Source organism: Nocardia sp. NPDC047654 (assembly GCF_043205035.1).
GTDB lineage: Bacteria > Actinomycetota > Actinomycetes > Mycobacteriales > Mycobacteriaceae > Nocardia.
The window spans coordinates 52244-75086 of sequence record NZ_JBIDDF010000009.1 but is presented as its reverse complement, the minus strand read 5'-3'; the positions used below and the strand labels follow the sequence as shown (position 1 = coordinate 75086).

Below are 22843 nucleotides of genomic sequence, written 5' to 3'. Positions count from 1 at the left end.
CGCCGCCGCGACTCAGCTCCAGGACACCGAACGACGCGGCTACCGAGAGACATGGCCGGGGTCCTCACTCAGCCCTAAGCGTCACTGTGACACTTAGGGCTGAGCCCAAGCGGGGATCGGCAGGGGAGACGAGCTACGCCGTCGGTACCCCGGCGGCTTCACGGGCGGCAGGCGCCGGCTTCGCCGCCGCGAATCCCGGCAGGAATCGGTTCACCACGGGAATCATCAGGTGAATCAGCGGGCCGATCCCGAAGGCGTACACCAGCGTTCCGATGCCGACGCTGCCGCCGAGAACGAACCCTGTCGTCAGCACGGTCACCTCGATCGCCGTGCGCACCACCCACACCGATCGCCCGGTTCGCCGCACCAGGCCAGTCATCAGTCCATCGCGTGGTCCCGGACCCATACCCGCGCCGATGTACAACACACTCGCCACCGCGTTGAGCACAACGGCGGCCCCCATGGCGCCGACCCGCACCGCGAGCAGATCCCACGACGGCAGCCACGCGAGCCCGGCATCAACCGCCACGGCGATCACCACGACATTGCTCACCGTGCCCAGACCGGGCATCTGCCGCAGCGGAATCCAGGCCAGCAGCACCGCCATGCCGGTAACCGCCGTGACGGCACCGAAACTGATCGGCACCTGCCGCGCCACGCCTTGATGGAACACATCCCACGGATCCAGTCCGAGCCCCGCCCGGACCATGACGGCCATCGAGAACCCGTACAACCACAATCCGACATACAACGCGATCAACCGACGAACCAGCACCGACTCAGCCTGCCCGCAACTGGACACCACAACCAGAGCCAATCACCGACCACTGGACCTTAAAACAACAGCCACCGAAGGCAACCTCCGCCCCGGAGCGGCTCGAAATTCGTCACTGTGACGTTTATACGCAGCCGGGATATAGATCAGGGGAGCCCACTCTAGGGAAAACCCAAGATTAACCAACCAAGCCAAGAATCGCCGGAAAATTTCCACTAAGCGGACAAATGCGCCAAAAGGGTTCGACAGCCCGGCAGCGAACACCACACACCCGAGAGCCCACAGTCGACTCGACGGCACCGCGAGGGCGGTGAACCACACACAGCGGCAACGACATACCGCGATAAGCCACTTCCCACGACTTGCGCCGAATTTGCGCCGATAATCAACATTATGTCAACTAATCCGCGCCCCGGCCTCTTTCCCCTGCGCTTACACCTACACACGCGCCCATCCCTCGCTTGGTGCCGGACGATCGTCCTTGTAGTGCGAACGACCGATAGCCCCCCGCCGTTGAGTCTTGTTAGGTTCAGGCCTCGACCTCGGCCGATCCGTGCCGACAGCGACCACGAAGTGGGACGGAATGAATCGCACGTCGAGATTTCTAGCTGTGCTGGCCGTGACGGTATTCGGCGCTACCGCATGCTCCGCCGGTGCCGGCGAGGATTCGGTCACACCGGCGAAGTCATCCACGGCGGTGCCGGCTACGCCTGGTACTACACAGCCCCCGGCAGCGCCCGCCACGATTCGATTCCCGACCGGCGATCAGGTTCGGCGCAGTCCAGCAACGATTCACTCCGGTTGCTCCTCGGATCGCGGTGCGGAGTTCACTCGAGGCGGGGAAATCCTCGACCCCGCGACCGGAAGCTATCTTCCACTCCCGCAACCCACTATCGCAGCACCCGATCAGCTTGTCAGCCAACGTTGCCTTGTAGTCGGCACCCCGCAGAAGCTACGGGTTGTGTATCTCCTCGAGGTCCGCACCCCGGCCTCAGGACTACAGGCCGAAAAGGTCACCAATCGCCTCGAGTCGTTCGGCCCTTCCGACCAGGCGCCGATCGTCCACGCGGCGTGGCCGGCGGACCTGGAATTGGACAAGTTCTCCCGAATCGCTCCCACCGAATACGGGTTCATCGTTCGGATCGAGTCGCGCATCGTCGGATTCGATCTCGATTCCCTGACCGTGGCATGGCGGGTCGAGGACGGCCAGACCTACAACGATCAATACAACGGAATAAGTTTCGCTCGCGAGGTCGGCGTCTCGAGTGGTCGGCTGATCGTCTTCCACAGCACGCGGGACGGCGCCGAGATCGGTCGCCTCGACGACTTCGCGTTGGCGAGTAACCTGGCGGTAGGCACCGAACTGCTCACCGCCGACAGCGGATTCTTCGTCGAGCACTACAAGGATCTCGACTACTCGCTGCACTACTTCGATGCGGTGCACGGGCAACTCGTCGGCCCTATCGCGCCGCGCGAGGATTCCTTCCAAAGATATGGAGACCTGCTGCTCAGCTACGGCTGGGGTGACGCCGGCGGTAAGAACAGCTATCTGAAGGTCTACGATCTCCGGCGACGCATGTTCATCCTGGAGAAGACCGATGCCGACGCGATCGGGCTCGGCTTCACGAAGGTCTTCATCGCCGGAAACTATCTCTACCTGCTCAATGCCGATGACAGCCCCGTCATCGACCTCACCACCGGGGCCAAGGTCTCCAGCGGTTGGACCCACCGCCCTGTCGATACCATCGCCGGGGCATGGACTCTCGTCGCCACCGGCGACTCCGCCAAGTCTTTTGCGACCTGCTTCACCGGCGACAACAAGTACTTCTGCGGCAACAATGCCACTGTGCAGCACAGTCCCGACGGCGTCTATACCGGCCGCTGGTACTGACCCCGCTCGCGGTTCGCGACCGACAGTACGGACGACCGGTCACGCCTCGGCGGCCCCGGCCGCGGTCCCGCGCTTATCGGCCTCCCGCGCCGGGCCCAACCCCGAACATGGTCCGGCGCAGGAGGTTCGAACTCAGGCCAAGATCTCCGCCAGTTCCGCGTGCAGATCGAACAGGGCCGGAATCTGATCCGCGGGCCGGCGTCCCATACCGCACTCGGTGGCGATGCCGAACGCGGTGACCGCGGAACGGGCGGCTTCGATACGCTCCAGTGCCCCCGCACGGCCGTCGGTGGCATGCACCAGGCCCAGGTACAGGTCGGTTTCGGGTGCAAGGACGAGGTCGGCGAGTGGCTTGAAATAGTCGGCGTCGGTACGTGAGCGTGGGACCGGCAGGTGGAGCCAGTTGACCGGCCGGTCCAGCCCGGCCAGGATCCGGGCGGCGACCGCCGCCAGCCGGCCGGTGTCGGTGGGCTCCGCGAAATGACGGTGACCGAAATCGCCGTAGCAGAGGTGGTAGCCGAGTTCGACCGTTTCGGGCACCGCGGCACCCAGCCGCACGAGCCGCTGCCCAACTTCGTCGAGCTGCGTCGGGTAGTCCGACCCGAACCACGAAGGGAAGATCCCCTCGAAGATGGCGAACTCGACCGCGGCATCCCATTGCACCGCGAGGTCTTCGGCCGGGATCGCGGCGACGATGGCGGCGAGTTCGTCGAGCAGACGCGCCTCGTATCTCCGTTCCAACTCCCCCTGCGGTCCCGCGACGAATGCCCCGATCACCGCGATAGGGGTCGGCAAGCTCACCTGGAACCGGATGCCCGCCGGGATCGTCCCGTCCTCGCGCAGCTGCCGGAACACCTGCCAGGATTCCAGGGCCGCCTCCGCGTAGCCCAGTGGACCGAAGTCGATCGACGCCGCGTCCACGCCGGGCTTGGGCTGCACCCGTTCGCTCGGCCCGTACTCCGGGCTCGGCGGCGGAACGGTTTCCAGGTCGGGATGCGCCTGCATCTTCGGCAGCTGCCACACCACCCAGTTGTCCCGGATCCCGGTTTCACCGTCCGGGATGCGTTTCAAGTGCGGCCCGATCCGCCGCGCCGCTTCAGAGAAGACCGTCCGCGCGTCCGTCAACGGGACACTGCCGCACAGATGAACTCCGCGCCCCTCACCCACCGCAACCTCCTACACATGGCCTACCGTTGATCGAGCCGACCTGCTCGAAACCAGACATTTGCCACATCAATACCCGAAACTCGGAGCCAGAGCGGGCAATCGATCAGGTCGCACTACGCGATGCAGCGTAGGCGCGCACTGATGGCCCAGATCCCCAGTTCTGGGAAACAACCAGCGATCGGTTCACTGGCGGAACACCGGCAGGGCGACTCCCCTGTCCCCCGGGCCGAACCGAATCGTTCAGGGGTCTTGCCGAACATGCTGTCGGGCAACAAGAATCACGACACGACGGTCGAACCTCCGGCGGTCACCGCTGTACGCCATTCGCCGACCCCGGCATTCACGGGCCGCTCAGGAGGTTGTGTCACATCTGCGAACTACTCATCATGGTCAACGGCCTCCCCGGCTCCGGGAAGTCGACATTGGCCGCGCCCCTGGCACGGGAACTCGGCGCGCACTTGATTTCCAAAGACCTGATCAAGGAGGCGCTGGGCTCCGGGCTCGACGACACCACTGTGCTGCCGAACATCGGCGCGATCGCGATGGAAGCAGGGTGGGCGCTCGCCGCCGCACTCCCCGGCGTCGTCCTGGTCGACTCCTGGTGGTTCAAGCCGCGCGACGCGCGCTATGCCGCCACCGGGCTCGCGACTTCCGGCGCAACACGCGCGGTGGAGGTCTGGTGCGCGGTGCCATCCGAGGTTGCCCGTGCGCGATTCCGCGGCCGCGCGCGCGCCGATCTCTACCAGGACGACGCGCATCTGGCGCTGGATTGGGATCGATGGGCGCGATTGGCCGAACCCCTCGCGCTCGCTCCGGTCGTCACCGTCGACACCACCGCTCCGATCGACTGTCCGGAACTCGCACGCCGGGTGATGGCCGCGGCGACAGTCGCCATCGGCGACGTCCTCTAGCGAGATCTGCTATCCGGATTGCCCCGGACTACCGGGGGTGCCCCCGGCTCTATGCCTCTTTTGGATGGTCTGGATCCTTCGGGCTAGGTGCTGATTGGGTATTACATATGTATAGATATGCATAGGAGCGTACCGCCATCTTTCTTTGCTCGGCTGGGATGCGAGACTTCGATGAAACAGTCAGCGACTGGTCAGCTTCGGCGGCACCTTGCCACATCTTCGCGCCAGAGCTTCACGGGCGTCGCACCGCACCAGCACTCCCCTACTTCATCACAGCCGAGGAAAGTCCCCGCACCAGGCTGCTCCCCCGCGCGACAACGGCATTCGCGAACCCATAGCAAGCTGAACTAACGTTCGAACGGTGCTTGGACATTCACATGCGACCAGTGGCGCGTTGGCCTGGTCGGCGGCAGTGGCGACGCTGCCGGTAACGATCTTGACGTTTCCGGCTCTCCAGGATGCGACGGGACATCTCGGTACCGTCGATCTGCTGCTGGGGGTCTTTCTCACCGCCGGGGCCGCGTTGCTGCCCGATGCCGACCACCCCCAGGGCACGATCTCGCACGCCCTCGGTCCGATCACGCACACTGCGTGCAAGCTGATCTCCTGGGTCTCGGGCGGCCATCGCGGTGCCACCCACTCCTTGGCATTCGTCGCGGCCGTCGCCTACGGCACGTGGGCCGGCGAGCACTGGCTCGGACGCTGGTTCACCCTGAGCCTGGTCTTCTTCCTTCTGGCCCTGGCCGTGCGCGCACTACATCTGTGCCCGTCCGGCAACAACTTCAAGGCGTGGGGTCCGATCGTGGCGCTCGCCTCCGCGGGCACCTTCGCGATGGAGCATTGGATCGCCGACAAGCCGGTCTGGTTGCCGTTCGCGGTGGGGCTGGGCGCGCTGGCCCATCTGATCGGCGACTGCCTCACCGAGCGTGGCTGCCGCCTGTTCTGGCCCTTCGACCTCCGCGTCAGCCTTCCCATCATCGATCGCACCGGGAACAAGGTCGAAACCTTCATCGTGGCACCATTGTTCACGCTCGGCACACTGGCCATCCTCTGGTACACCATCACGCACCAGCCCTGATACCTCGGCGCTGCTGCCAGGCGTTGCCTTTCCCGGCTCCGGCGAGGTAGTCGCGACACACGCCGGCAGCAGCGCGATCCCGGGCGAACCTGCCCGCTTCGCGTAGCCCGCCGCCGAATTCGTTTCGCCGGCCCCCTCCCCTCCTTGTTGCTCTTTGGGATGTTCTGGAGTTCGGCGGGTCTATAGGAATACATTGTTAGATGCGCATATCTACGTAAGTAGATGTTAATATCCGGCCGACCCCGATGCCCACCTCCGCCGAAGCGGGCTCGCCTGCCCGGCATCGTTTTTCCGGAACTCCGCACTCACGGGACTACCCTGATGCAATGCTCGCCTCGACCATGCAGCCGCAGCGGTGGACGCCGCCGCCCTCCCCTGCTCGGGCACGTCAAAGCCGCAGTACCCCTCCCCTTCCGGGAGTACGGCGTCTCGAATTGCCCGACGCCGGACCGGAGGATGTGGTGCTCTCCCCCGACGGCAGGATCATCGCGGGCGTAGCGGGCGGTGCGATTCTCAGCATCGATCCGGCGACCGGAGACGTACGGGAGCTCGCCAACACCGGCGGCCGCCCGCTCGGTCTGCATGCCGACGCCGATGGACGTCTGCTGATCTGCGATTTCGAGCGTGGACTGCTGGAGCTGGACACTTCGGGCGCGCTGACCGTACTGGTGGACGAGATCGATGGCGAGCGACTCCGATTCGCCAGCAATGTCGTGCGCGATCCCGACGGCACGATCTACTTCTCCGCGTCCTCGCGCCGGTACTCACTCGACGAGTACATGGGCGACATCCTGGAGCATTCCGGTACCGGCCGCTTGTTCCGCCGAGATCCCGCGGGCAAGGTGGAAACGCTCATTCACGATCTGCAGTTCGCCAACGGAGTCGTCCTCGCGCCCGATCGTTCCAGTGTCGTCGTCGCGGAGACCGGCGGCTACCGGCTCACGCGCTATTGGCTCACCGGTCCGAAGGCGGGCACGCAGGAACGGTTGATCGAGAATCTGCCGGGCTTCCCCGACAACCTGGGGCTCGGCAGCGACGGCCTGATCTGGATCACCCTCCCTTCGCCGCGAAATCCGTTGCTGGACCGCCTCCTTCCACTTCCGGGCATTCTGCGGCGCATCGTGTGGACGCTGCCGGAGTGGGTGCAGCCGAAGCCGGCGCGGACGGTGTGGGTGATGGCGGTCGATTTCGAGGGTGAAGTCGTGCACGACCTCCAGATGGAGGGCACCGACTATTCGATGGTGACGGGTGTGGTCGAGCAGGACGGCGTGCTGTATCTGGGCAGCCTCAGTGAGCCGGCGGTAGCCGTGTCGCGAGTGCCGTAGGACTCCTCCGCCCATTTTTCAGTGTACACTTGTACACTCATGCCATGACGGAAGAGGCGCGCCGACGGCAAGCGGAGGTCAGGGCGCTGGCCCGGCTGGCTGGTGACGAACTCGGTGGAGCGGTCGACGGGATCGCGGCCGTGCACCGCGCGATAGCGCAGCGAGTGTTCGCGGCCGTGCGCTGGGGCGTCGGCCCGGCGGCGGCTCCGGTCGAGCTGATGCACGATGCGATCGCCGAGAGTGTCTATCGTGTGGTCAGCGGATCGGCAGTGGCGGCGGGCATGGTCGCGGAACGGACCGCGGATCTGCCGGGGGCCGCGCCGTCACGCACGGTGTTCGGGTCGGGTTTGCTCGCCGCGGTGCAGGGACTCATCGGTGACGAGCTCGAGCGGGAGCGACCGATTCTGGCCGGGCCGATGACCTTCCGGATCGACGGCGCTCCCGTGCCCGCCGAGTTGGTCGGTGCGCGTGTGCGGCGGCCGGGTGCGCATATCGTGGTTTTCCTGCACGGGTTGGTGGAGACCGAGCACGCGTGGCGGCTGGGTGGCGGGCCGACCTATGCCGAGCGACTGGAGTCCGATACGGGCTGCACGGCGCTACAGGTCCGGTACAACAGCGGTCTGCACATCTCGGAGAATGCGGCACAGTTCAGCGAACTGATGCGATGCCTGATCGAGCGGTGGCCGGTGCCGGTGGAGCGGGTTTCGCTGGTGGGTCATTCGATGGGCGGGCTGGTCGCGCGGGGCGCGTGTTTCGTGGCGAGCGAAGCCGGGTTGCCGTGGGTGCGGCTGGTGCGGCAGGTGGTGTGTCTGGGTTCACCCCATCTGGGTGCTCCGCTGGAGCAGTTGGTGCACCACGCGTCGGCGGCGCTGGTGCGGTTGCCGGAGACTCGTCCGTTCGGGCGTCTGCTGCGTCGTCGCAGCGCCGGCATTCGTGATCTTCGGGATGGCTCGTTGGTGGACGAGGATTGGCGGGATCTGGATGCCGACGCGTTGCGTCGCCGGGTGATCCGCGAGGTGCCGCTGCTGATGAGTGCGGAGCACTATTTCGTCACGGCTACCGTCACGCGCAGCCCGCGGCATCCGCTGGGCCGCGTGATCGGTGACGGGCTGGTTCTCGCACCGAGCGGCGGCGGCCGTAACCGGACGCGCCGTATCGGTTTCGACGTGGACAAGGGTATGCATCTCGCGTCGGCGCATCACTTCACGTTGCTCAATCATGATGCGGTCTACCGCGCGCTGCGCACCTGGTTGGCCTCGCAGGCAGTGGCGGTTCCCGGCGAAGTCTCCTGTTGAGCGATCCCCGGGCGGGACAGGGCGCGGCCGTGTCCCGCCCGGGCGTTCAGAGGAGGTCTTCGGGGTCGGCGTCGGCTTCGAGGCGCACGTCTTCGGCGAAGTGGGATTCGGGGTCGTCGTGGTCGGTGTTGGCGGCGTAGAGCAGCAGGCAGCCGCGGATGCCGTCGAGGAGGTCTTCCAGGAGGTCGAGGGCGGGGCGGGCGGGGTCGAGGCGGCTGATGCGGAATCCGGTGAGCATCGCCTCGCGGGTGTCGGCGTCGACGCCGAAGCGGTGGGCTTGGGTTTCGATTTCGGCGACGCGGGCGACGAGGCTCCACGGGGCCGCGACGCGGCCTTCGTGCACGGCTATCGCTTCGGCGATCAGTTCGAGGACGACTTCGGTGGGGGTGTCGCCCGCGGCGAGTCGTTCGAGGACGAGGGTGGGGGTCTCGACTTGGAGTGCTTCGATGTCGTCGGCTTCGGCGACGACATCGGTGGTGGGTACGCTCGCGGCCTCTCCAGCGACTTCGGCGGCGGCGTAGAGCCAGTGCGCCGCGGCGACGGAGGCGGAGGCGGGGTCGAGTTCGGTGAACAGTTCGATGCTGCCGAGCGGGTCGGCGCGCAGGAGTGCGTCGGCGGCGTGGACCTGGGCCGGGGAGACGTCGGGGCGGGACAGTTCGACGGCTTGGCGGGCGCGGCCGGAGAGGTCGCCGCGTTCGGCGGATTCGATGGCTTCTTGTTCGGTGCGTACTTCGGCGGCGACGGTGTCGAGCAGGGCGTCGTCATCGATGTCGTGCAGGGTGCGTCCGATGCGGTGGGCGGATTCGACGACGCCGCTGTAGGAGACGAGCAGTCCTTCGTCGGTGGGCAGATGGGGGCTGCGCAGTCCGGTTTCGACCTCTTTGAAGTTCCGGCGTTCTTCGGCGCGGCGCCATGCTTCGCTGTTGGGGACGTCGGGGTCGCCCGCGGCGCTGGCCGGGTGGGTGTAGGTGCGCCATTGGAACCGCGAGAGGGTGGTGAGGTTCGACGCCAGATCGGTTGCCTGGTCCTTGGTCACCTGCGGGGGCAGGGTGGCCACCGTCTGGGCGAGGTCGCCTCGTCCGGTCGCCCAGGTGGCGACGAGGGCGGCGCGGTCGGCGTCGAATGCGTATCTGGTCACTGGGCAAGTCTGGTCGATCGGCGGCGGATGCGCTCGGTCAATTGCTTCGCTCGTGTGAGGTTGTGCGGCGTTTCGCCCGGACGCGCTGGAAGGATGGGGGCATGACTGTCGATCATGGTGCTCCTGGTGACGGGCCTTCGGTGCCGCCGCCGCTGGCGCCGGTGTTGTGTCCGGTTCGGCCATCGGCTGCGGAGGAGGCGAGAACCGTTGCGGCGTCGGTGAATACCGCGACGCTGGCGAGTCTGGCGGAGGATGGTTCGCCGTGGGCGTCGTTGGTGACGTATGGGTTGTCGGCGGGGCAGCCGGTGTTGTGTGTGTCGCGGCTGGCCGAGCACGGGCGCAATCTGGCCGCGGACGGGCGGGCGAGCTTGGCGGTGGTGGCGCCGGATCCGCCTGCGGACCCGTTGGCGGGGGCGCGGATCACGCTGTCGGGTGTGGTGGAGCGGCCGGTGGGTGGCGAGGCGGTCGCGGCGAGGGAGGCGTATCTGGCGGCGGTGGCGGCGGGGCGGATGTATATCGACTACAGCGATTTCTCGTTGTGGGTGTTGCGGGTGCGGCGGGTGCGCTGGGTCGGCGGGTATGGGCGGATGGATTCGGCGAGTGCGGAGGAGTATGCGGCGGCGGAGCCGGATCCGGTGATTCCGGTGGCGGCTCGGGCGGTGGCGCATCTCAATGATGATCATGCCGAGGCGTTGCTGGCGATGGCGCGGCGGTTGGGCGGGTACCCGGATGCCACCGGGGCGAGTTGTGAGCGTGCCGACCGGTACGGCTTGGATTTGCGGGTGGTGACGCCGCGGGGTGTGGCTCGCACCAGGGTCGGGTATGCGGAGCGGATCAACGCGGTCGAGGAGTTGCGGGCGGCGACGGTGGAGTTGGCGCGGCAGTCGCGGATGGTGTGAGCGCGGATCGTGACGGTTGTTCGACCGGCGACACGCGATCTCATGCCCGGGCAGCCAGCAATCTGACAGCTACGCTACGGCGATGCGTACACGCACTCACCGGCGCGGGTTCGCCGCGCTGTCGGCTGCCGCGGCGGTGCTGATGGCTTCGGGTGTTTCCGCTGCTCAGCCGAGTCCGGCGCTGTCTGCGTTCGATGCGGAGTTCCTGTGGGGTGTGGCGTCGTCGGGGTTCCAATCCGAAGGTCATGCGCCGGACAGCAACTGGTCGCGTTTCATCGCGGCGGGTGGGACGGCGGATCCGTATCGGGATTCGGTGGACTTCGCGCGCCGCTATATCTCCGATATCGATCTGGCGGCGCGTCTGGGGGTGCGGGTCTACCGGGTGGGTATCGAGTGGGCGCGGCTGCAACCGGCGCCGCATGCCTGGGACGAGGCGGCGTTCGGGTTCTACGACAATGTGATCGCGCGGATTCTGGCGGCGGGGATGCGGCCGATGCTGACCTTGGATCACTGGGTGTATCCGGGGTGGGCGTTGGATCGGGGCGGGTGGCGTAACCCGGGCATGGTCGAGGATTGGCTGGCGAACATGCGCAAGGTGGTGGGCCGGTATGTCTCGCGTGATCCGCTGTGGGTGACGTTCAACGAGCCGGCCGCGTATGTCGGCACGGAGTTGCGGACGGGTGGGGTCGGTGTCGATGAGGCGCCGGTGATGCTGGATCGGATCGCGCTGGCGCACAACGAGATCTACGACGTCATCCACGGTTTTCGGCCGGATGCGCAGGTGACCAGCAATCTGGGCTATGTGGCCGGTGCGGAGACGGAGGTGAATCAGCCGATCGTCGATCGGATCTCGGCGAAGCTGGATTTCATCGGTGTGGATTACTACTTCGCTCGGCTGCCGCAGACGGGTGAGTCGGCGCAGGGCGGTGCGGAGGGAGGTCCCGCGATGTGGGAGCTGCCGGTGCATCCGGAGGGTATCTACTACGCGTTGCGGCATTACGCGCGCCAGTTTCCCGGGCGTCCGCTGTATGTGGTGGAGAACGGTCTTCCGACGGAGAACGGGCAGGTTCGTCCGGATGGGTACAGCCGCGCCGATCATCTGCGGGACACGGTGTATTGGCTGCAGCGGGCGAAGGCCGACGGGATGAATGTCATCGGTTACAACTACTGGAGTCTGACGGACAACTACGAGTGGGGTTCGTACGCGCCGCGGTTCGGGCTCTACACGGTCGATGTGCTGACCGATCCGACGTTGGCGCGCCGCGCGACCGACGCGGTCGATGCGTATGTCCGGCTGATCCGCGCGGGTGGGGTGGGGTCGGATTATCAGCCGACGCGGGCTCCGCTCCCCTGTGTCCGGATCGATGCGCCGGACACCTGTGCCGGGCACGACCCGGCTTAGGACCGCGCGGGGGTGGATGCCGGTTGCGGCCGAGCGGGGGTGGTGTTCCGGTAACGTCGGCGGGAGTGCACGTGTCGCGTTCGCGGGTGGGGCAGCGTCCGCCCGGAAAGGTGATCATGACGACCGATAGTCACCTGCCGCTCGGTTTGCAGTACCCGGCGGCGTCCTTCTCGGAATTTCTGCGCCGGTACGCGCCGCGGTTGTTGCCCGATGTGGGTTTCGAGGCGGGCGGCGGTGGGGACGGCGCCGCGGCGCACGGGACGACGATCGTCGCGATCAGTTATCGCGGGGGTGTGCTGGTGGCCGGTGACCGCCGGGGCACGATGGGGCATCTGGTGGCGGCGCGGGATATGCGGAAGGTCTTCGTCACCGACACCTATTCGGCGGCCGGTTTCGCGGGCACGGTCGGGATGGCGTTGGAGATGATCCGGTTGTTCGCGGTGGAGCTCGAGCATTACGAGAAGATCGAAGGGGCTCCGCTGACGTTCGACGGCAAGGCCGCGAAGTTGTCGGCGATGGTGCGCGCGAATCTGCCCGCGGCGTTGCAGGACATGGCGGTGATTCCGGTGCTGGTCGGCTATGACCCGGACGCTGCCGAGCCGCAGCGGGCGGGGCGGATCGTGTCGTACGACGCGGTGGGTGGCCGGCAGGAGGAGCGTTTCGGTTACACCGCGGTTGGTTCGGGGTCGGTGTTCGCGAGGTCGTCGTTGAAGAAGACCTATCACCGCGATATCGATGAGCAGGCGGCGTTGCGTCTTGCGGTGGAGGCGCTGTTCGACGCGGCCGATGACGATACGGCGACGGGTGGCCCGGATCTGCTGCGCGATCTCTATCCCACCGCGGTGCTGGTCGACGCCGAGGGCGCGGTCGAGGTTTCGGCCGAGCGCCTGGCGGAGATCACCCGTGGGGTCACCGACGCGCGGGCGGCGGCGCAAGGACACTGAGCGGCGGTAGGTCGTTCGCAGTCCGGCTGTGCGCCACGTGATGACCGGGTGGTGGGACCGGATCCGCGAGCGCTCGCTCTCGATATGGGCGTGATCCGGTTTCGGAGGTCTCGACCCGCTGCGGGTGGATGCTGATCGAAATACGGTCCGGCACCGTGTTTTCCATTTTTCGGATGTTTTCACCGGATGTGGTGCAGGTTTGTGACCAACGTCGCAGTGCGCACTTGTTAGGCCTGTCACAGCAATTCGGTTGCGCCGGGCAAGTAATTGTCGCGGTGAAACCGTGAAGGCCGAGTTCAACGCTGTGCGCGAAATGTTACTCACCGGTTGGGTCACTCTACGGTCGGACGCGGCGGGAGCTGCGGTGATGCGTGGGACATCGATCACGCTTGCCCGGTGTCGCCGCGGTGCTTACGGTGAATTCCGTCGATGGCCGATGACGCCCGATCGAATTACATCTCATTGATGTGCCGCGTTTTCCCACCCTTCAGGCAATTTCATTGTTATTGCTTTGGGCGGCAGCGGAATTCATGCGGCACCGGCGAAACTGGAGCAATGGTACAACCAACCCCCTGGCAGGCAACCGAAGCGCGACACCGCCGGAGCCGTGGCTCCGGACGCCCGGCACGAAGCGCGACGCCACCACGGGGAGTGGACTGGGGCTTCTTGTTCGCCGCGGCCGCGAGTGCGGTCACGTTCGCCCTGCTGTTCCAGCCGTGGCTGTCGGCGTCGGGTTCGGGTGGCCAGGTGGATTCGGACGCGTTCGGCCGGGTCACCGGTGTCACCAACGGTTTCGACGAGTGGTCGGTGTCGAAATTCCGTGAGATGAACATCAGCGGTGCCTGGGGTCTGCTGGCCGCCACCGCGGCGGTCGTCACCGTATTCGCCGCGGTCGCGCAGGTGCGGTCGCGCTCCCGTGCGCTCGCCGCTCTGGTGATGGGGTCCAGTGTGGCCGTGACGGTTCTGGTGCTCATCTGCTTGCTGTACCTGGATGCCAAGGGGCCGGAGTTGCGGACGCTGATCGATCCGGGTGAGGGTTTCGGTTCGGGCTGGCTGCGCCGGATCTTCGACGAGGACGGCACGGCCGTTTCGAGTGCCGGTGAGCAGCGGATGGCAGGCGCCGGACTGACCCCCGTGGCGTTGCTCGCCGGGGTGCTGAGTTCCGCCGCCGCGGTGGCCGCCGTCGCGCAGGGCGCCCGTCGTTACGGCCTCAGCACGATGCGGGCGTTGTCCTGGCTGGTGACGCCGCTGCCGACCGAGACAACGCCGCCTCCGGCCGCCGCGGAGGCGCCCCGTCCGGCTGTGCGGCCGACGCCGGATGCCGCCGAGCGGGTGCTGTGGGACGAGTTGGTCTTCGATGACGACCTCATCGCCAACGTCACCTGGGTGCGCAATACGAACACACCGGGGAGTGAAACCTCGGCTCACCGTTCGACGCCGGTCCTCACCCGGTAGCGGTCGGCGGCTCGTCGGTCCCGCGGCTGTGCTCGCGTTCGGGCGGCCATAACGCGCGTGATCTCCGGATGAGCCCCACCGTCTCGATGGCGAAAATGGCTGCGGGCTCATCTCGCCGAGGGGTGTGACTGCGGCCTCGGGCGGTCAATCCGGCAATGGGGGAAGTTCGAGGTTTTCACGGAAGGTCGCGCCGACGTAGTCGGAGCCGACGATGCCGCGGCGGCGTAGTTCCGGCAGCAGTCCGTTGACGACGAAGTCGCGGGTGCGTTCGTCGGCGAGCCCGCCGAGGGAGATCACGTCGAGGACGCCCGCGTCGTAGCGTTCTCCGATCGCGTCGGCGAGTTGCTCGGGTGTTCCCACGGCCGCCCAGTGGCCGGTGTCCTTGGCGGCGATGATGAGCTCGCGCAGTGTTTTTCCCGAACGGGCGAAGTTGCTGAAGATCTCCACGCGGCCGCGTCTGCGGTGCACGGCCGTCACGTCGGGCAGCAGACTCTCCGGCAGGGGCTTGTCCAACGGTAGGCCGGACAGGTCGACGCCGCCGCCGAACATGTCGGCGAGGGCGGCTCGTCCGGCCTCGAAGTCGGTGGCCTCCGCTTGTTCCCGCGCCAGGCGTCTGGCTTCGGATTCCGTCGCGCCGTAGGTGGCGTGGAAGGAACTCATGATCAACGGCAGGCCGTCGGCGCGGCCGAGTTCGTTCGCGCGGGCGCGGATGCGCTTGGTGTAGGTCACCGCGTCTTCGAGGGTCGGCAGCGAGGTGAACACCACTTCGGCGAACCGCGCGCCCAGTTCGATGCCGCCGGCCGACTGCCCTGCCTGGAACTGGACCGGCCTGCGCTGCGGCAGGGGCGGGATGTTCAGCGGCCCGCGCACGGTGAAGTACCGCCCGGTGTGCTCGATGGGCCGCACTCGGGTGGGGTCCAGGATCGCGCCACCGTGCCCGTCGGCGCTCAGGGCGCCTGGCTGCCAGCTGTCGAACAGCGCGTTGACCACCTCGAGGGATTCGGTGGCGCGGGCATAGCGGTCTTCGGGGCTCGGCAGTTCTTGGTCGCCGTAGTTCTCCTCGCCCACCGAGGAGGTGACGGCGTTCCAGGCCGCGCGGCCGTTGCTGATGTGGTCGAGGGTGCCGAAGAGCCGGGCCAGATTGTAGGGGTGGTGGAAGGTGGTGGTCACCGTCGCGATGAGCCCGACGTGCGAGGTCACGGCGCTCAACGCGGACAGGAAGATCAGTGGTTCCTGCGCGCCGATCGCACCCTGCGCACCGAAACTCAGGAGGTCGGCGGCGAACAGAGCGTCGAACCTGTGACGCTCGGCGATCTTCGCGATCTCGATCGATGACGCGATCGTGGTCGCGTCCGGATCGATGGCCGCCGCGTACACGCTGACCGCTCCGCTGACTCCCGTGACGGTCTTCAGCGGCCGCCGCCGCCCACCAGCATTGCCCATTGCGGGGACGCTACCGGCGCGCACCGCCGAGGCAACGGTTTGCGATCAGCGAGATGTTTTCCGCGCGAGCGGGATCCGGAATGTCATGCCTGCTCCCGCCGGTCGTCGGCGGTGGGTGGTTGCGCGCGCGGCACCCGGACCACGCCGGTGTCGAGATCGATGTCGAACCGCGGCGTGTAGGCCTGTCCGTCGCTGTCCTCGCTGCCCTCGTGGGTCAGCTTCTTACCTGGGAACAGCTCCCCGATGACGCCCATACGATCACGATACGCCGGGAGTGGGATGGCCAGTCGCCACGCGATAGCCATGAGACGGTTCCATTTCGGCACCTGTGGGCTGGGGCTCGGTTAGCATCAGTTTTGCTCCGATCGGCCGAGGACCGCGGCACGGGGAGTACTGGGCGACCGACACCGTAATCGAACGACAGATCGGCCAGCGCATGGAACAAGACGCCGACCTCGCCCAGGCCCGGGTCTTCTTGGAGTTGCTCACCCGGCGAGCCCAGACATTGGCGCGGGATATCGAATTCTCCTACCGCGGCGATCCCGCCGCACGCCACGAGTTGCACAGCGAGTTGTGTGCCGTGCGCCGCTTCATCGACCGGTTGCACCGCAGATTCCCGGAAGCAGCGCAGCCACAAGCCGATCGGCAGCCGGCCGCTGTCCGCGTCGGGGCGCGGCGGACGTCGGGTTGAGGCAGCCGTGCCGGTATCCGGTCGCGCCGGTGTCAGCGGCGCGGGGCGGCGGCTGGGTGGTCGTGGACGGGCACGGTGAGCATGGCGACGATCATGTCCACGATTTCCGCGGCGTCTCCGGGGTGGGCGGTGCGGACGCCCGATTCCAGGGTGCGCTCGTAGTCGGCGATCAACGCGAACATGACGGTGGCCATCGTCTCCAGGCGCTGTCTGCGCAGGCGCCGCGGCAGCCCGGTCAGCGCGGCGTCCAGGCGGGTGGTGATGATGCGGACGGCGGCGCGGTCGGCGCCCGCGAGGCGGTGGGCGTCCGCCACCACGGGGTGGGTGCGCACGACGTCCAGGAACCGGCCTAGATGGGTCACCCGGTCGTGGCCGAGCAGTTCTAGGATCGGGGTGGCGAGCATGGCCACGAGGGCGTTCACGTCGTTGGCGCGGCCGTCGGCTTCGTGGGCGGCCAGCAACTGCATGCGGCGCTGTTCGAGCCGGTTCATCCGTCGCTCGACGATGGCTTCGATCAGTCCGGTGCGCGATTCGAAGTAGTAGTGCACCGCGGAGTTGTTGCGCTGACCGGCGGCGGCGGCGATGTCGCGCAACGGCACGTCGACGCCGCGTTCGGCGATGAGGCGTTCCCCGGCGTCGAGCAAGGCAGCGCGCGATTCGTCGCTCGGCATATCCGCACTGTACTAAACACGAGCCTTGACGATGTTAAACACAGATGATTAATTGAACGGCGTGGATGATGTGGCGGTGGTCACCGGTGCCGCGTCCGGCGTCGGCGCCGCGCTGTCGCGTCTGCCGGCCGCGCGGGGCGTCGCGGTCGTGGCCATCGAGGTGGTTGCCCCCCGATGGTGTCCGAACTCGATGAGCCGCCTCGGGGGCCGGGGATGATCACCGGCGGCCCTATCTTTCAACTGTGCTGGGTGGTGGCCGATCTGGCCGCGGCCACTCGGGCGTTCACCACTCGGTACGGAGTCGGCGACTGGTTCACCATCCCGGAGGTCCCATTCGGGCCCGATAACGCCGAACTGCGCGGGGCACCCGCCGATTACACGATCGGCGTGGCGCTCGGTTACGCGGGCGGCCAGCAACTGGAGCTGATCGAGCCGCGTGGCGGGGTGAGCCTGTATTCCGAGCACCTGGCACGTTTCGGTCCCGGCCTGCATCACGCCGCCTGGGTGCCCGACGACTACGACGCCGCGCTCGCCGAGGCTACCGAGGCCGGCATCGAGATCGCCGCACGTGGCAGGTTCGAGGGGGTCGGGATGGAGTTCGCCTACCTCGACGGTGCGCCGATCGGCTCGTACATCGAACTGCTGCGGCTCTCGCGGGAGATGAGGGCGATGTTCGACCACCTGATTCCGGAAGGATTCACCAACCCATGGCAGTAGGCGGTGATCCACCGGACGGCCTCGACACCATCGAGGCGGCCCGGTTCCGCTTGCGGCAGTACCTCTCACGTCTCGGCGCCGGCCCATTCCCCGGGCACCGGCGCCGGGACCCGCGCGGCGCGCTGGACGCGCCAGGAAGGCGAGCACTATGCGCTTCACCTACGCCGAGACGATGACCGATCCGTCGTACTACCTCGCACTCGCCAAAGCCGCCGAGGAGGCCGGCTACACCTCCATGGCGGTCGCCGACAGCGTGGCGTATCCGAAAGAGTCCGACGCGAAGTATCCCTATACCCCCGACGGCAGCCGCGAATTCCTGGAGGACAAACCGTTCGTCGAGGCGTTCGTGCTCAGCGCGGCGATGGCGGCGGTCACCACCACGTTGCGCTTCACGCCGTTCGTACTGAAGCTGCCGATCCGGCCGCCCGTGCTGGTGGCCAAGCAGGCGGCTTCGGTCGCCGCGCTGAGCGGCAACCGGTTCGGGCTGGGCGTCGGCATCAGTCCCTGGCCGGACGATTTCGAGATCATGGGGGTGCCGTTCGACAAGCGCGGCGCGCGGATGGACGAGTGCATCGACATCGTGCGCGGGCTCTCGGCGGGCGGTTACTTCGAATACCACGGGCAGTTCTACGACATTCCGCCGATCAAGATCAGCCCGGTGCCGACCGAACCGGTGCCGATCCTCGTCGGCGGGCACAGCAAGCCCGCGTTGCGCCGGGCCGCCCAGCGCGGCGACGGGTGGATGCACGCCGGTGGCGACGGCGCCGACCTGGACCGGCTGCTGGCCGAATTGGATGCCCTGCGCGCGGAGTACGGCACCCGCAAGGATTTCGAGGTGCATGTGATCTCGCTGGACGGGTTCACCGTCGACGGCATCAAACGCCTCGAGGACAAAGGGGTCACCGACGTGATCGTCGGTTTCCGGCTTCCCTACACCACCGAGCAGGACACCGAGCCGCTGGAGACGAAGATCGCCAACCTGTCGCGCTTCGCGGAGAAGGTCATCGCGCGGGTAGGCGGGTAGATCAGGACGCGAGCGCCGCGGTGGCCGCGACGAGGGTCTGCGCTCGATAGCCGGCCCCGAACAGCACGAGGTGCACCAGCAGCGGGTGCAGTTGATGCAGCGACGTGCGGGTTCGCCATCCGTCGGCGAGCGGATGGGTCTCGTGGTAGGCGGCCTGGATGCGGTCCAGGTGCGGAATGCCGAAGAGGGCGAGCATGGCGAGGTCGGTCTCGCGGTGGCCGGCGTGCGCGGCGGGATCGATGAGCATCGCCCGTCCCCGCGTCCACAGGACGTTTCCCGACCACAGGTCGCCATGGATGCGGGCCGGTGGTTCGGCGGGCCCGGCCAGGTCATCGATGCGATCGATGACGCGCTCGATCAGGCGTGTTCCGTCTTCGCCGAGATGCGGGGCCGCCCGGGCGAGGTAGGGAGTGAGGCGATATTCGGCGTACCACCGCGACCACGGTCCGCTGGTCGGGGTGTTGGGCAGGGGCAGGCTCGCGATCCAGCCCTCCCACGGCGCACCGAACAGCTCGGCTGGGTGGGCGTGCAGTGTGGCCAGTTCGCGACCGAATCGCTCGGCGGCAGCGGGGGTCGGGCCGGTTTCCTCCAGCCACGGCAGCACCAGCATTCGGTCGTCGACGGCCAGCACTTCCGGCAGCAAGGCCTGGTTGCCGTCGCCCGGGCCGGTGGTGGTGGTGCGCAGCCAGGTCAGACCCGCAGCTTCCGCCGCGAAGACGGGGGTCGGCTCGGCTGTCGCCTTCACGAACAGCGCTCGGCCGTCGGCCGTTTCGGCGCGGTGCAGCGTCCACGCGTGACGGGCGCCGAGGTCGGTGACGGCGCGCACGGGCACGGTCAGCAGCGCCGACAGCTGGGCCGCGCGGCTCACCGGGCGTCCGCGGTGAGCCGCTTCATCGTGTCCTCGTCGGCGGGGAAGAACGACTCGATGGCCAGTTCGGCGACGGTGACGTTCATCGGGGTGCCGAACACCGTGGTGACACTGAGAAACGACAGCTCGTTCCCGTCGTGGTCGATCCGCAGCGGGACCACGGCCTGGTCGGGTTCGGGGACGGCGAGTTCCACTTCGCCGCCGGGATAGGACCGCAGCTCCTCGAGCAGATCGGCCAGGTCCCGGGACCCGGTGACCTCGGCTTGGCGCGCCAAGCGGGCGAAGATGTGGCCACGCCACTCGGCGAGGTTGCGGATGCGGCCTGCCATGCCGTCGGGGTGCAGGCTCAGGCGCAGGGCGTTCACCGGCGGTGTCACCAGTGCCGGATCGATGCCCGCGATGAGCACGGACACGCCGCTGTTGGCGTCGACCATCGTCCAGTTCTGGTCGATGGCCAAGGCGGGGTAGGGCTCGTGACCGGCGAGGATCTGGCGCATGGCGCCGCGAACGGCGTCCATCGCGGGAGTGTCCAGGCCGGGTTGCGCGTAGGCGGGAGCGTAGCCCGCGGCCAGCAGGACGCGGTTGCGCTCACGCAACGGGATCTCCAGATGCTCGGACAGGTGCACGATCATGGTGCGGCTCGGGGTGGCGCGCCCGGTTTCGATGAAGCTCAGATGCCGCGCCGAGGTGTCGGCCCGTCCGGCCAGTTCCAGCTGGCTCAGCCTGCGTTCCATACGCCAATGTCGCAGCAGGTCACCTGCCGTTGGGGTACTCACGCCCCGATCCTACGAAGGGCCGGGGAGCGTGGCCATTACCTCTCGGGTAATGACGACTGCCCCTGCGCGGCACGCGGATACCCGGCCGGAGAGCTCGTTTTCCGGCCGGACGTCCGTGCTTTCACGCCATCTCGGGTACGCGCAGGTGCGCGAAGGCCAGATCGAACTCCCCCACCTCCAGGACGTTGGCGCCCACCCGTTGGGTCGCCGTGGCCCTGATCTGATTGGTCTGCTCGCGGCTGTCGTCCATCGCCTGCCGGTTCTCCCACACGGTCGCCCCCACCGCTCGGCCGCTGTCGCGGTCGATGAACAGGCTCGCGCTGCAGAATCCGTCGAGCATCTCCGTCTGCGGCAGCACTTCCATCTTGAACATGTCGGCCAGCCGGTCGACCTGGGCCGGATCGACCTGGACCCAGGTGCAGCGGGCGCAGGCATCGTTGCCTGCCGGGTGGTCACGGTGCATCACCGCGATCTCCCACTCCTCCACGCGCTCGGCCCGCCCACCGAGGCGCCGGGCCATGCCCTCGCGCAGTTGCTGGACGCGTCCTCTGCTGGCGTGCAACGCCTCCTCGCTCTCCCAGGAAGTCGTGGCGATGCAGCGTCCCGTCGACCGGTCGGCCATCAAGGACAAACCGACCCACCCCTGGATCTCGGACAGATTCGGCATCAATTCATCACGCAGATATGCGAGCCCGTCGTCCATCGATGACGGTTGCGCCGCGATGGTGCTGGAACGTGCGTACACGGGCCACCTCCTGCCCTGTCAGGGTGGCGCCCCGGTGGCGCCACCGGACATAACTCACCTTCCTCCAGCCCACGCCCGCACGCAATGCCCGCACCCGTGGGCGCGGTGCCTGTCCGATATGGGCGGTCCGCTTCCCGACGGCCCGATCGAGCTGCCCTGGCCCGGGGACGAGGACCGACCGGGGATGCTCGAGGGCAGTCCCGTCCCGGACGGGGCGGCGATCGATGCGGCGGTCGCGTTCGAGGAGACCGCCGGGCACTATGTCCTCGTGCGGAACCGGCCCGCGATAGCTGGACGCGCGCCGATTGGGCGCGCGGATACCGGGTAGGACCCGGGCATGGAACTGTTGGTGATTCTCGCGCTCGCGGTGCTGGTCGGCGCCGTGATCCTGTATCGGAAGAGGACCGGTAAACGGCCCGGCGCCCCCGAGGTGCCGGGCAACGACGGCGAGTAGGGAGCGGCTATGAGTGCGATGGACCCCGATCCCGCGAAGACCCCCGATCTGGAACCGGGCGGCGGAGTGGCGCCGGGCGCGACCCCGCCGGACACCCCGCAGACCTCCGGGCTGTCGGCGCCGGAGCCCAGCACCAGCCATCACTTCCCGGTCACCGGGGTCGTGGCGATGCTCATCGGGGCGCTGGTGATCCTGTTGTTCCTCGCCGTGGCGGTCGGCATCGTGGTGTCGATGCTGTGATCCGCCCCCGCTGCCGGTCGGCCGTCACGGCCGACCGGCCGGGTCATCGTGGGCGAAACGTCACAGGATCGGCCTGCCACCGGTGACCGCGATGCGAGCGCCGGAGACGTAGCTGCCGTCGTCGGAGGCCAGCATGACGTAGGTGGGCGCCAATTCGGCCGGTTGACCGGCGCGGCCCAACGGCGTGTCGTCGCCGAACTTCGCGACCTTCTCGACCGGCATGGTGGAGGGGATCAGCGGTGTCCAGATCGGTCCCGGCGCCACGCTGTTGACCCGGATTCCCCGTTCGCCCAGCAATTGAGCGAGGCTGGCGGAGAAGTTCGCGATGGCGGCTTTGGTCGCGGCGTACGGGGCCAGGGTCGGCGAGGGCATGTCGGAGTTGACCGAGGAGCTGCCGATGATCGACGACCCCGCGGGCATGTGCGGCAACGCCGCCTTCACCAGGTAGAAGTAGGCGTTGATGTTCAGTTTGACGGTGTGCTCGAATTCCTCGTCGCTGATCTCCTCCAGCGTCTGGTGTGTCATCTGGAAGGCCGCGTTGCTCACCAGGATGTCGATCTTCCCGAATTCCCGCACGGCCCGATCGATGACGGCGCGGCAATGGGCGGCCTCGGACAGGTCGCCGGGCACCAGGACGGCTTTGCGCCCGGCCTGCGTCACCAGGTCGGCGACTTCCTTGGCATCCTCGTCCTCGTCGAGGTAGGAGATCAGCACGTCCGCGCCCTCGCGCGCGTAGGCGATCGCCACCGCCCGGCCGATTCCGCTGTCGGCGCCGGTGATGACGGCGGCCTTGCCGGTCAGTTTGCCGGAGCCGCGGTAGCTGTCCTCACCGCAGTCCGGCACGGGGGTCATCCGGGCCTGGATGCCGGGAACTTCTTGCTGCTGCTCGGGAAACCCCATGTCGGGTGTTCCTCCTTCTCCACGTCGTGGGCTG

General features: G+C 67.5%; 23 protein-coding genes. 13 read left to right on the top strand and 10 right to left on the bottom strand.

What is annotated here, in order from left to right:
* Positions 1-133: 133 nt before the first annotated feature.
* On the bottom strand, positions 134-718 hold the full coding sequence (locus ACGF7Y_RS22500) for a YitT family protein (protein WP_393236661.1): 585 nt from the start codon (positions 716-718) through the stop codon (positions 134-136).
* Between the two features lie 1018 nt (positions 719-1736).
* Between ACGF7Y_RS22500 and ACGF7Y_RS22495 the strand changes: the two genes are divergently transcribed.
* Complete coding sequence (locus ACGF7Y_RS22495; RefSeq protein ID WP_393236541.1) at positions 1737-2666, top strand: hypothetical protein; 930 nt, start codon at positions 1737-1739, stop codon at positions 2664-2666.
* A gap of 132 nt (positions 2667-2798) precedes the next feature.
* Here the strand turns inward: ACGF7Y_RS22495 and ACGF7Y_RS22490 are convergent, their stop codons facing one another.
* Entirely contained in the window at positions 2799-3833 is a 1035-nt protein-coding gene (locus tag ACGF7Y_RS22490) for a hypothetical protein (protein ID WP_393236540.1), read from the bottom strand.
* Between the two features lie 386 nt (positions 3834-4219).
* On the opposite strand from ACGF7Y_RS22490, the gene ACGF7Y_RS22485 reads away from it, so the two are divergent.
* The 4 genes from ACGF7Y_RS22485 (at position 4220) to ACGF7Y_RS22470 (ending at position 8442) form a co-directional block, all read left to right on the top strand.
* Positions 4220-4744: an AAA family ATPase gene (locus ACGF7Y_RS22485; RefSeq protein WP_393236539.1), complete on the top strand. Its 525-nt coding sequence runs from the start codon at positions 4220-4222 to the stop codon at positions 4742-4744.
* A gap of 361 nt (positions 4745-5105) precedes the next feature.
* Positions 5106-5822: a metal-dependent hydrolase gene (locus ACGF7Y_RS22480; protein WP_062970672.1), complete on the top strand. Its 717-nt coding sequence runs from the start codon at positions 5106-5108 to the stop codon at positions 5820-5822.
* A gap of 326 nt (positions 5823-6148) precedes the next feature.
* The gene (locus tag ACGF7Y_RS22475; protein WP_393236538.1) at positions 6149-7147 is read left to right on the top strand and encodes an SMP-30/gluconolactonase/LRE family protein; all 999 of its coding nucleotides are present in this window, start codon (positions 6149-6151) and stop codon (positions 7145-7147) included.
* A 44-nt stretch (positions 7148-7191) separates the two neighbouring features.
* Complete coding sequence (locus tag ACGF7Y_RS22470) at positions 7192-8442, top strand: lipase family alpha/beta hydrolase (protein WP_393236537.1); 1251 nt, start codon at positions 7192-7194, stop codon at positions 8440-8442.
* Positions 8443-8488: 46 nt separating this feature from the next.
* Here the strand turns inward: ACGF7Y_RS22470 and ACGF7Y_RS22465 are convergent, their stop codons facing one another.
* A complete protein-coding gene (locus ACGF7Y_RS22465; protein ID WP_393236536.1) occupies positions 8489-9580 on the bottom strand; it encodes a hypothetical protein in 1092 nt (363 codons plus the stop codon).
* Positions 9581-9681: 101 nt separating this feature from the next.
* On the opposite strand from ACGF7Y_RS22465, the gene ACGF7Y_RS22460 reads away from it, so the two are divergent.
* From ACGF7Y_RS22460 to ACGF7Y_RS22445, 4 genes are all read left to right on the top strand, one after another.
* Positions 9682-10479: a HugZ family protein gene (locus ACGF7Y_RS22460; protein ID WP_393236535.1), complete on the top strand. Its 798-nt coding sequence runs from the start codon at positions 9682-9684 to the stop codon at positions 10477-10479.
* 82 nt (positions 10480-10561) lie between these two features.
* Positions 10562-11881 (top strand): family 1 glycosylhydrolase, encoded by a 1320-nt coding sequence (locus ACGF7Y_RS22455; protein ID WP_393236534.1) that lies wholly within the window; start codon positions 10562-10564, stop codon positions 11879-11881.
* A gap of 116 nt (positions 11882-11997) precedes the next feature.
* Positions 11998-12825 (top strand): proteasome subunit beta, encoded by an 828-nt coding sequence (gene prcB / locus ACGF7Y_RS22450; RefSeq protein WP_393236533.1) that lies wholly within the window; start codon positions 11998-12000, stop codon positions 12823-12825.
* Between the two features lie 651 nt (positions 12826-13476).
* Positions 13477-14280 (top strand): hypothetical protein, encoded by an 804-nt coding sequence (locus ACGF7Y_RS22445; RefSeq protein ID WP_393236532.1) that lies wholly within the window; start codon positions 13477-13479, stop codon positions 14278-14280.
* Between the two features lie 144 nt (positions 14281-14424).
* Here the strand turns inward: ACGF7Y_RS22445 and ACGF7Y_RS22440 are convergent, their stop codons facing one another.
* Together ACGF7Y_RS22440 and ACGF7Y_RS22435 are read right to left on the bottom strand one after the other, a co-directional pair.
* On the bottom strand, positions 14425-15723 hold the full coding sequence (locus tag ACGF7Y_RS22440) for an NtaA/DmoA family FMN-dependent monooxygenase (RefSeq protein ID WP_393236531.1): 1299 nt from the start codon (positions 15721-15723) through the stop codon (positions 14425-14427).
* 83 nt (positions 15724-15806) lie between these two features.
* Positions 15807-15977, bottom strand: coding sequence for a hypothetical protein (locus ACGF7Y_RS22435; protein ID WP_393236530.1), 171 nt, complete (start codon positions 15975-15977; stop codon positions 15807-15809).
* Positions 15978-16159: 182 nt separating this feature from the next.
* Here ACGF7Y_RS22435 and ACGF7Y_RS22430 point away from each other — a divergent pair, with 182 nt between their 5' ends.
* Positions 16160-16414, top strand: a complete 255-nt coding sequence (locus ACGF7Y_RS22430) for a hypothetical protein (protein ID WP_393236529.1) — start codon at positions 16160-16162, stop codon at positions 16412-16414.
* A gap of 32 nt (positions 16415-16446) precedes the next feature.
* On the opposite strand, the gene ACGF7Y_RS22425 is transcribed toward ACGF7Y_RS22430, so the two are convergent.
* Positions 16447-17085, bottom strand: coding sequence for a TetR family transcriptional regulator (locus ACGF7Y_RS22425; protein WP_393236528.1), 639 nt, complete (start codon positions 17083-17085; stop codon positions 16447-16449).
* 174 nt (positions 17086-17259) lie between these two features.
* Here ACGF7Y_RS22425 and ACGF7Y_RS22420 point away from each other — a divergent pair, with 174 nt between their 5' ends.
* Both ACGF7Y_RS22420 and ACGF7Y_RS22415 read left to right on the top strand, forming a co-directional pair.
* Positions 17260-17802: a VOC family protein gene (locus tag ACGF7Y_RS22420; RefSeq protein ID WP_393236527.1), complete on the top strand. Its 543-nt coding sequence runs from the start codon at positions 17260-17262 to the stop codon at positions 17800-17802.
* Positions 17803-17950: 148 nt separating this feature from the next.
* The gene (locus ACGF7Y_RS22415; protein ID WP_393236526.1) at positions 17951-18826 is read left to right on the top strand and encodes a TIGR03619 family F420-dependent LLM class oxidoreductase; all 876 of its coding nucleotides are present in this window, start codon (positions 17951-17953) and stop codon (positions 18824-18826) included.
* 1 nt (position 18827) lies between these two features.
* On the opposite strand, the gene ACGF7Y_RS22410 is transcribed toward ACGF7Y_RS22415, so the two are convergent.
* The 3 genes from ACGF7Y_RS22410 to ACGF7Y_RS22400 all read right to left on the bottom strand — a co-directional run bounded on the left by ACGF7Y_RS22410 (position 18828) and on the right by ACGF7Y_RS22400 (position 21215).
* Entirely contained in the window at positions 18828-19694 is an 867-nt protein-coding gene (locus ACGF7Y_RS22410) for a fructosamine kinase family protein (RefSeq protein WP_393236525.1), read from the bottom strand.
* Positions 19691-20470, bottom strand: coding sequence for a helix-turn-helix domain-containing protein (locus ACGF7Y_RS22405; RefSeq protein ID WP_393236524.1), 780 nt, complete (start codon positions 20468-20470; stop codon positions 19691-19693). The genes ACGF7Y_RS22410 and ACGF7Y_RS22405 overlap by 4 nt, the downstream gene beginning before the upstream one ends.
* A gap of 121 nt (positions 20471-20591) precedes the next feature.
* Positions 20592-21215, bottom strand: a complete 624-nt coding sequence (locus ACGF7Y_RS22400; protein WP_393236523.1) for a hypothetical protein — start codon at positions 21213-21215, stop codon at positions 20592-20594.
* 463 nt (positions 21216-21678) lie between these two features.
* On the opposite strand from ACGF7Y_RS22400, the gene ACGF7Y_RS22395 reads away from it, so the two are divergent.
* Positions 21679-21909, top strand: a complete 231-nt coding sequence (locus ACGF7Y_RS22395) for a DUF6480 family protein (protein WP_062970613.1) — start codon at positions 21679-21681, stop codon at positions 21907-21909.
* A 60-nt stretch (positions 21910-21969) separates the two neighbouring features.
* Here ACGF7Y_RS22395 and ACGF7Y_RS22390 read toward each other — a convergent pair whose 3' ends face one another.
* Complete coding sequence (locus ACGF7Y_RS22390) at positions 21970-22809, bottom strand: SDR family oxidoreductase (protein WP_062970615.1); 840 nt, start codon at positions 22807-22809, stop codon at positions 21970-21972.
* Between the last annotated feature and the right edge of the window lie 34 nt (positions 22810-22843).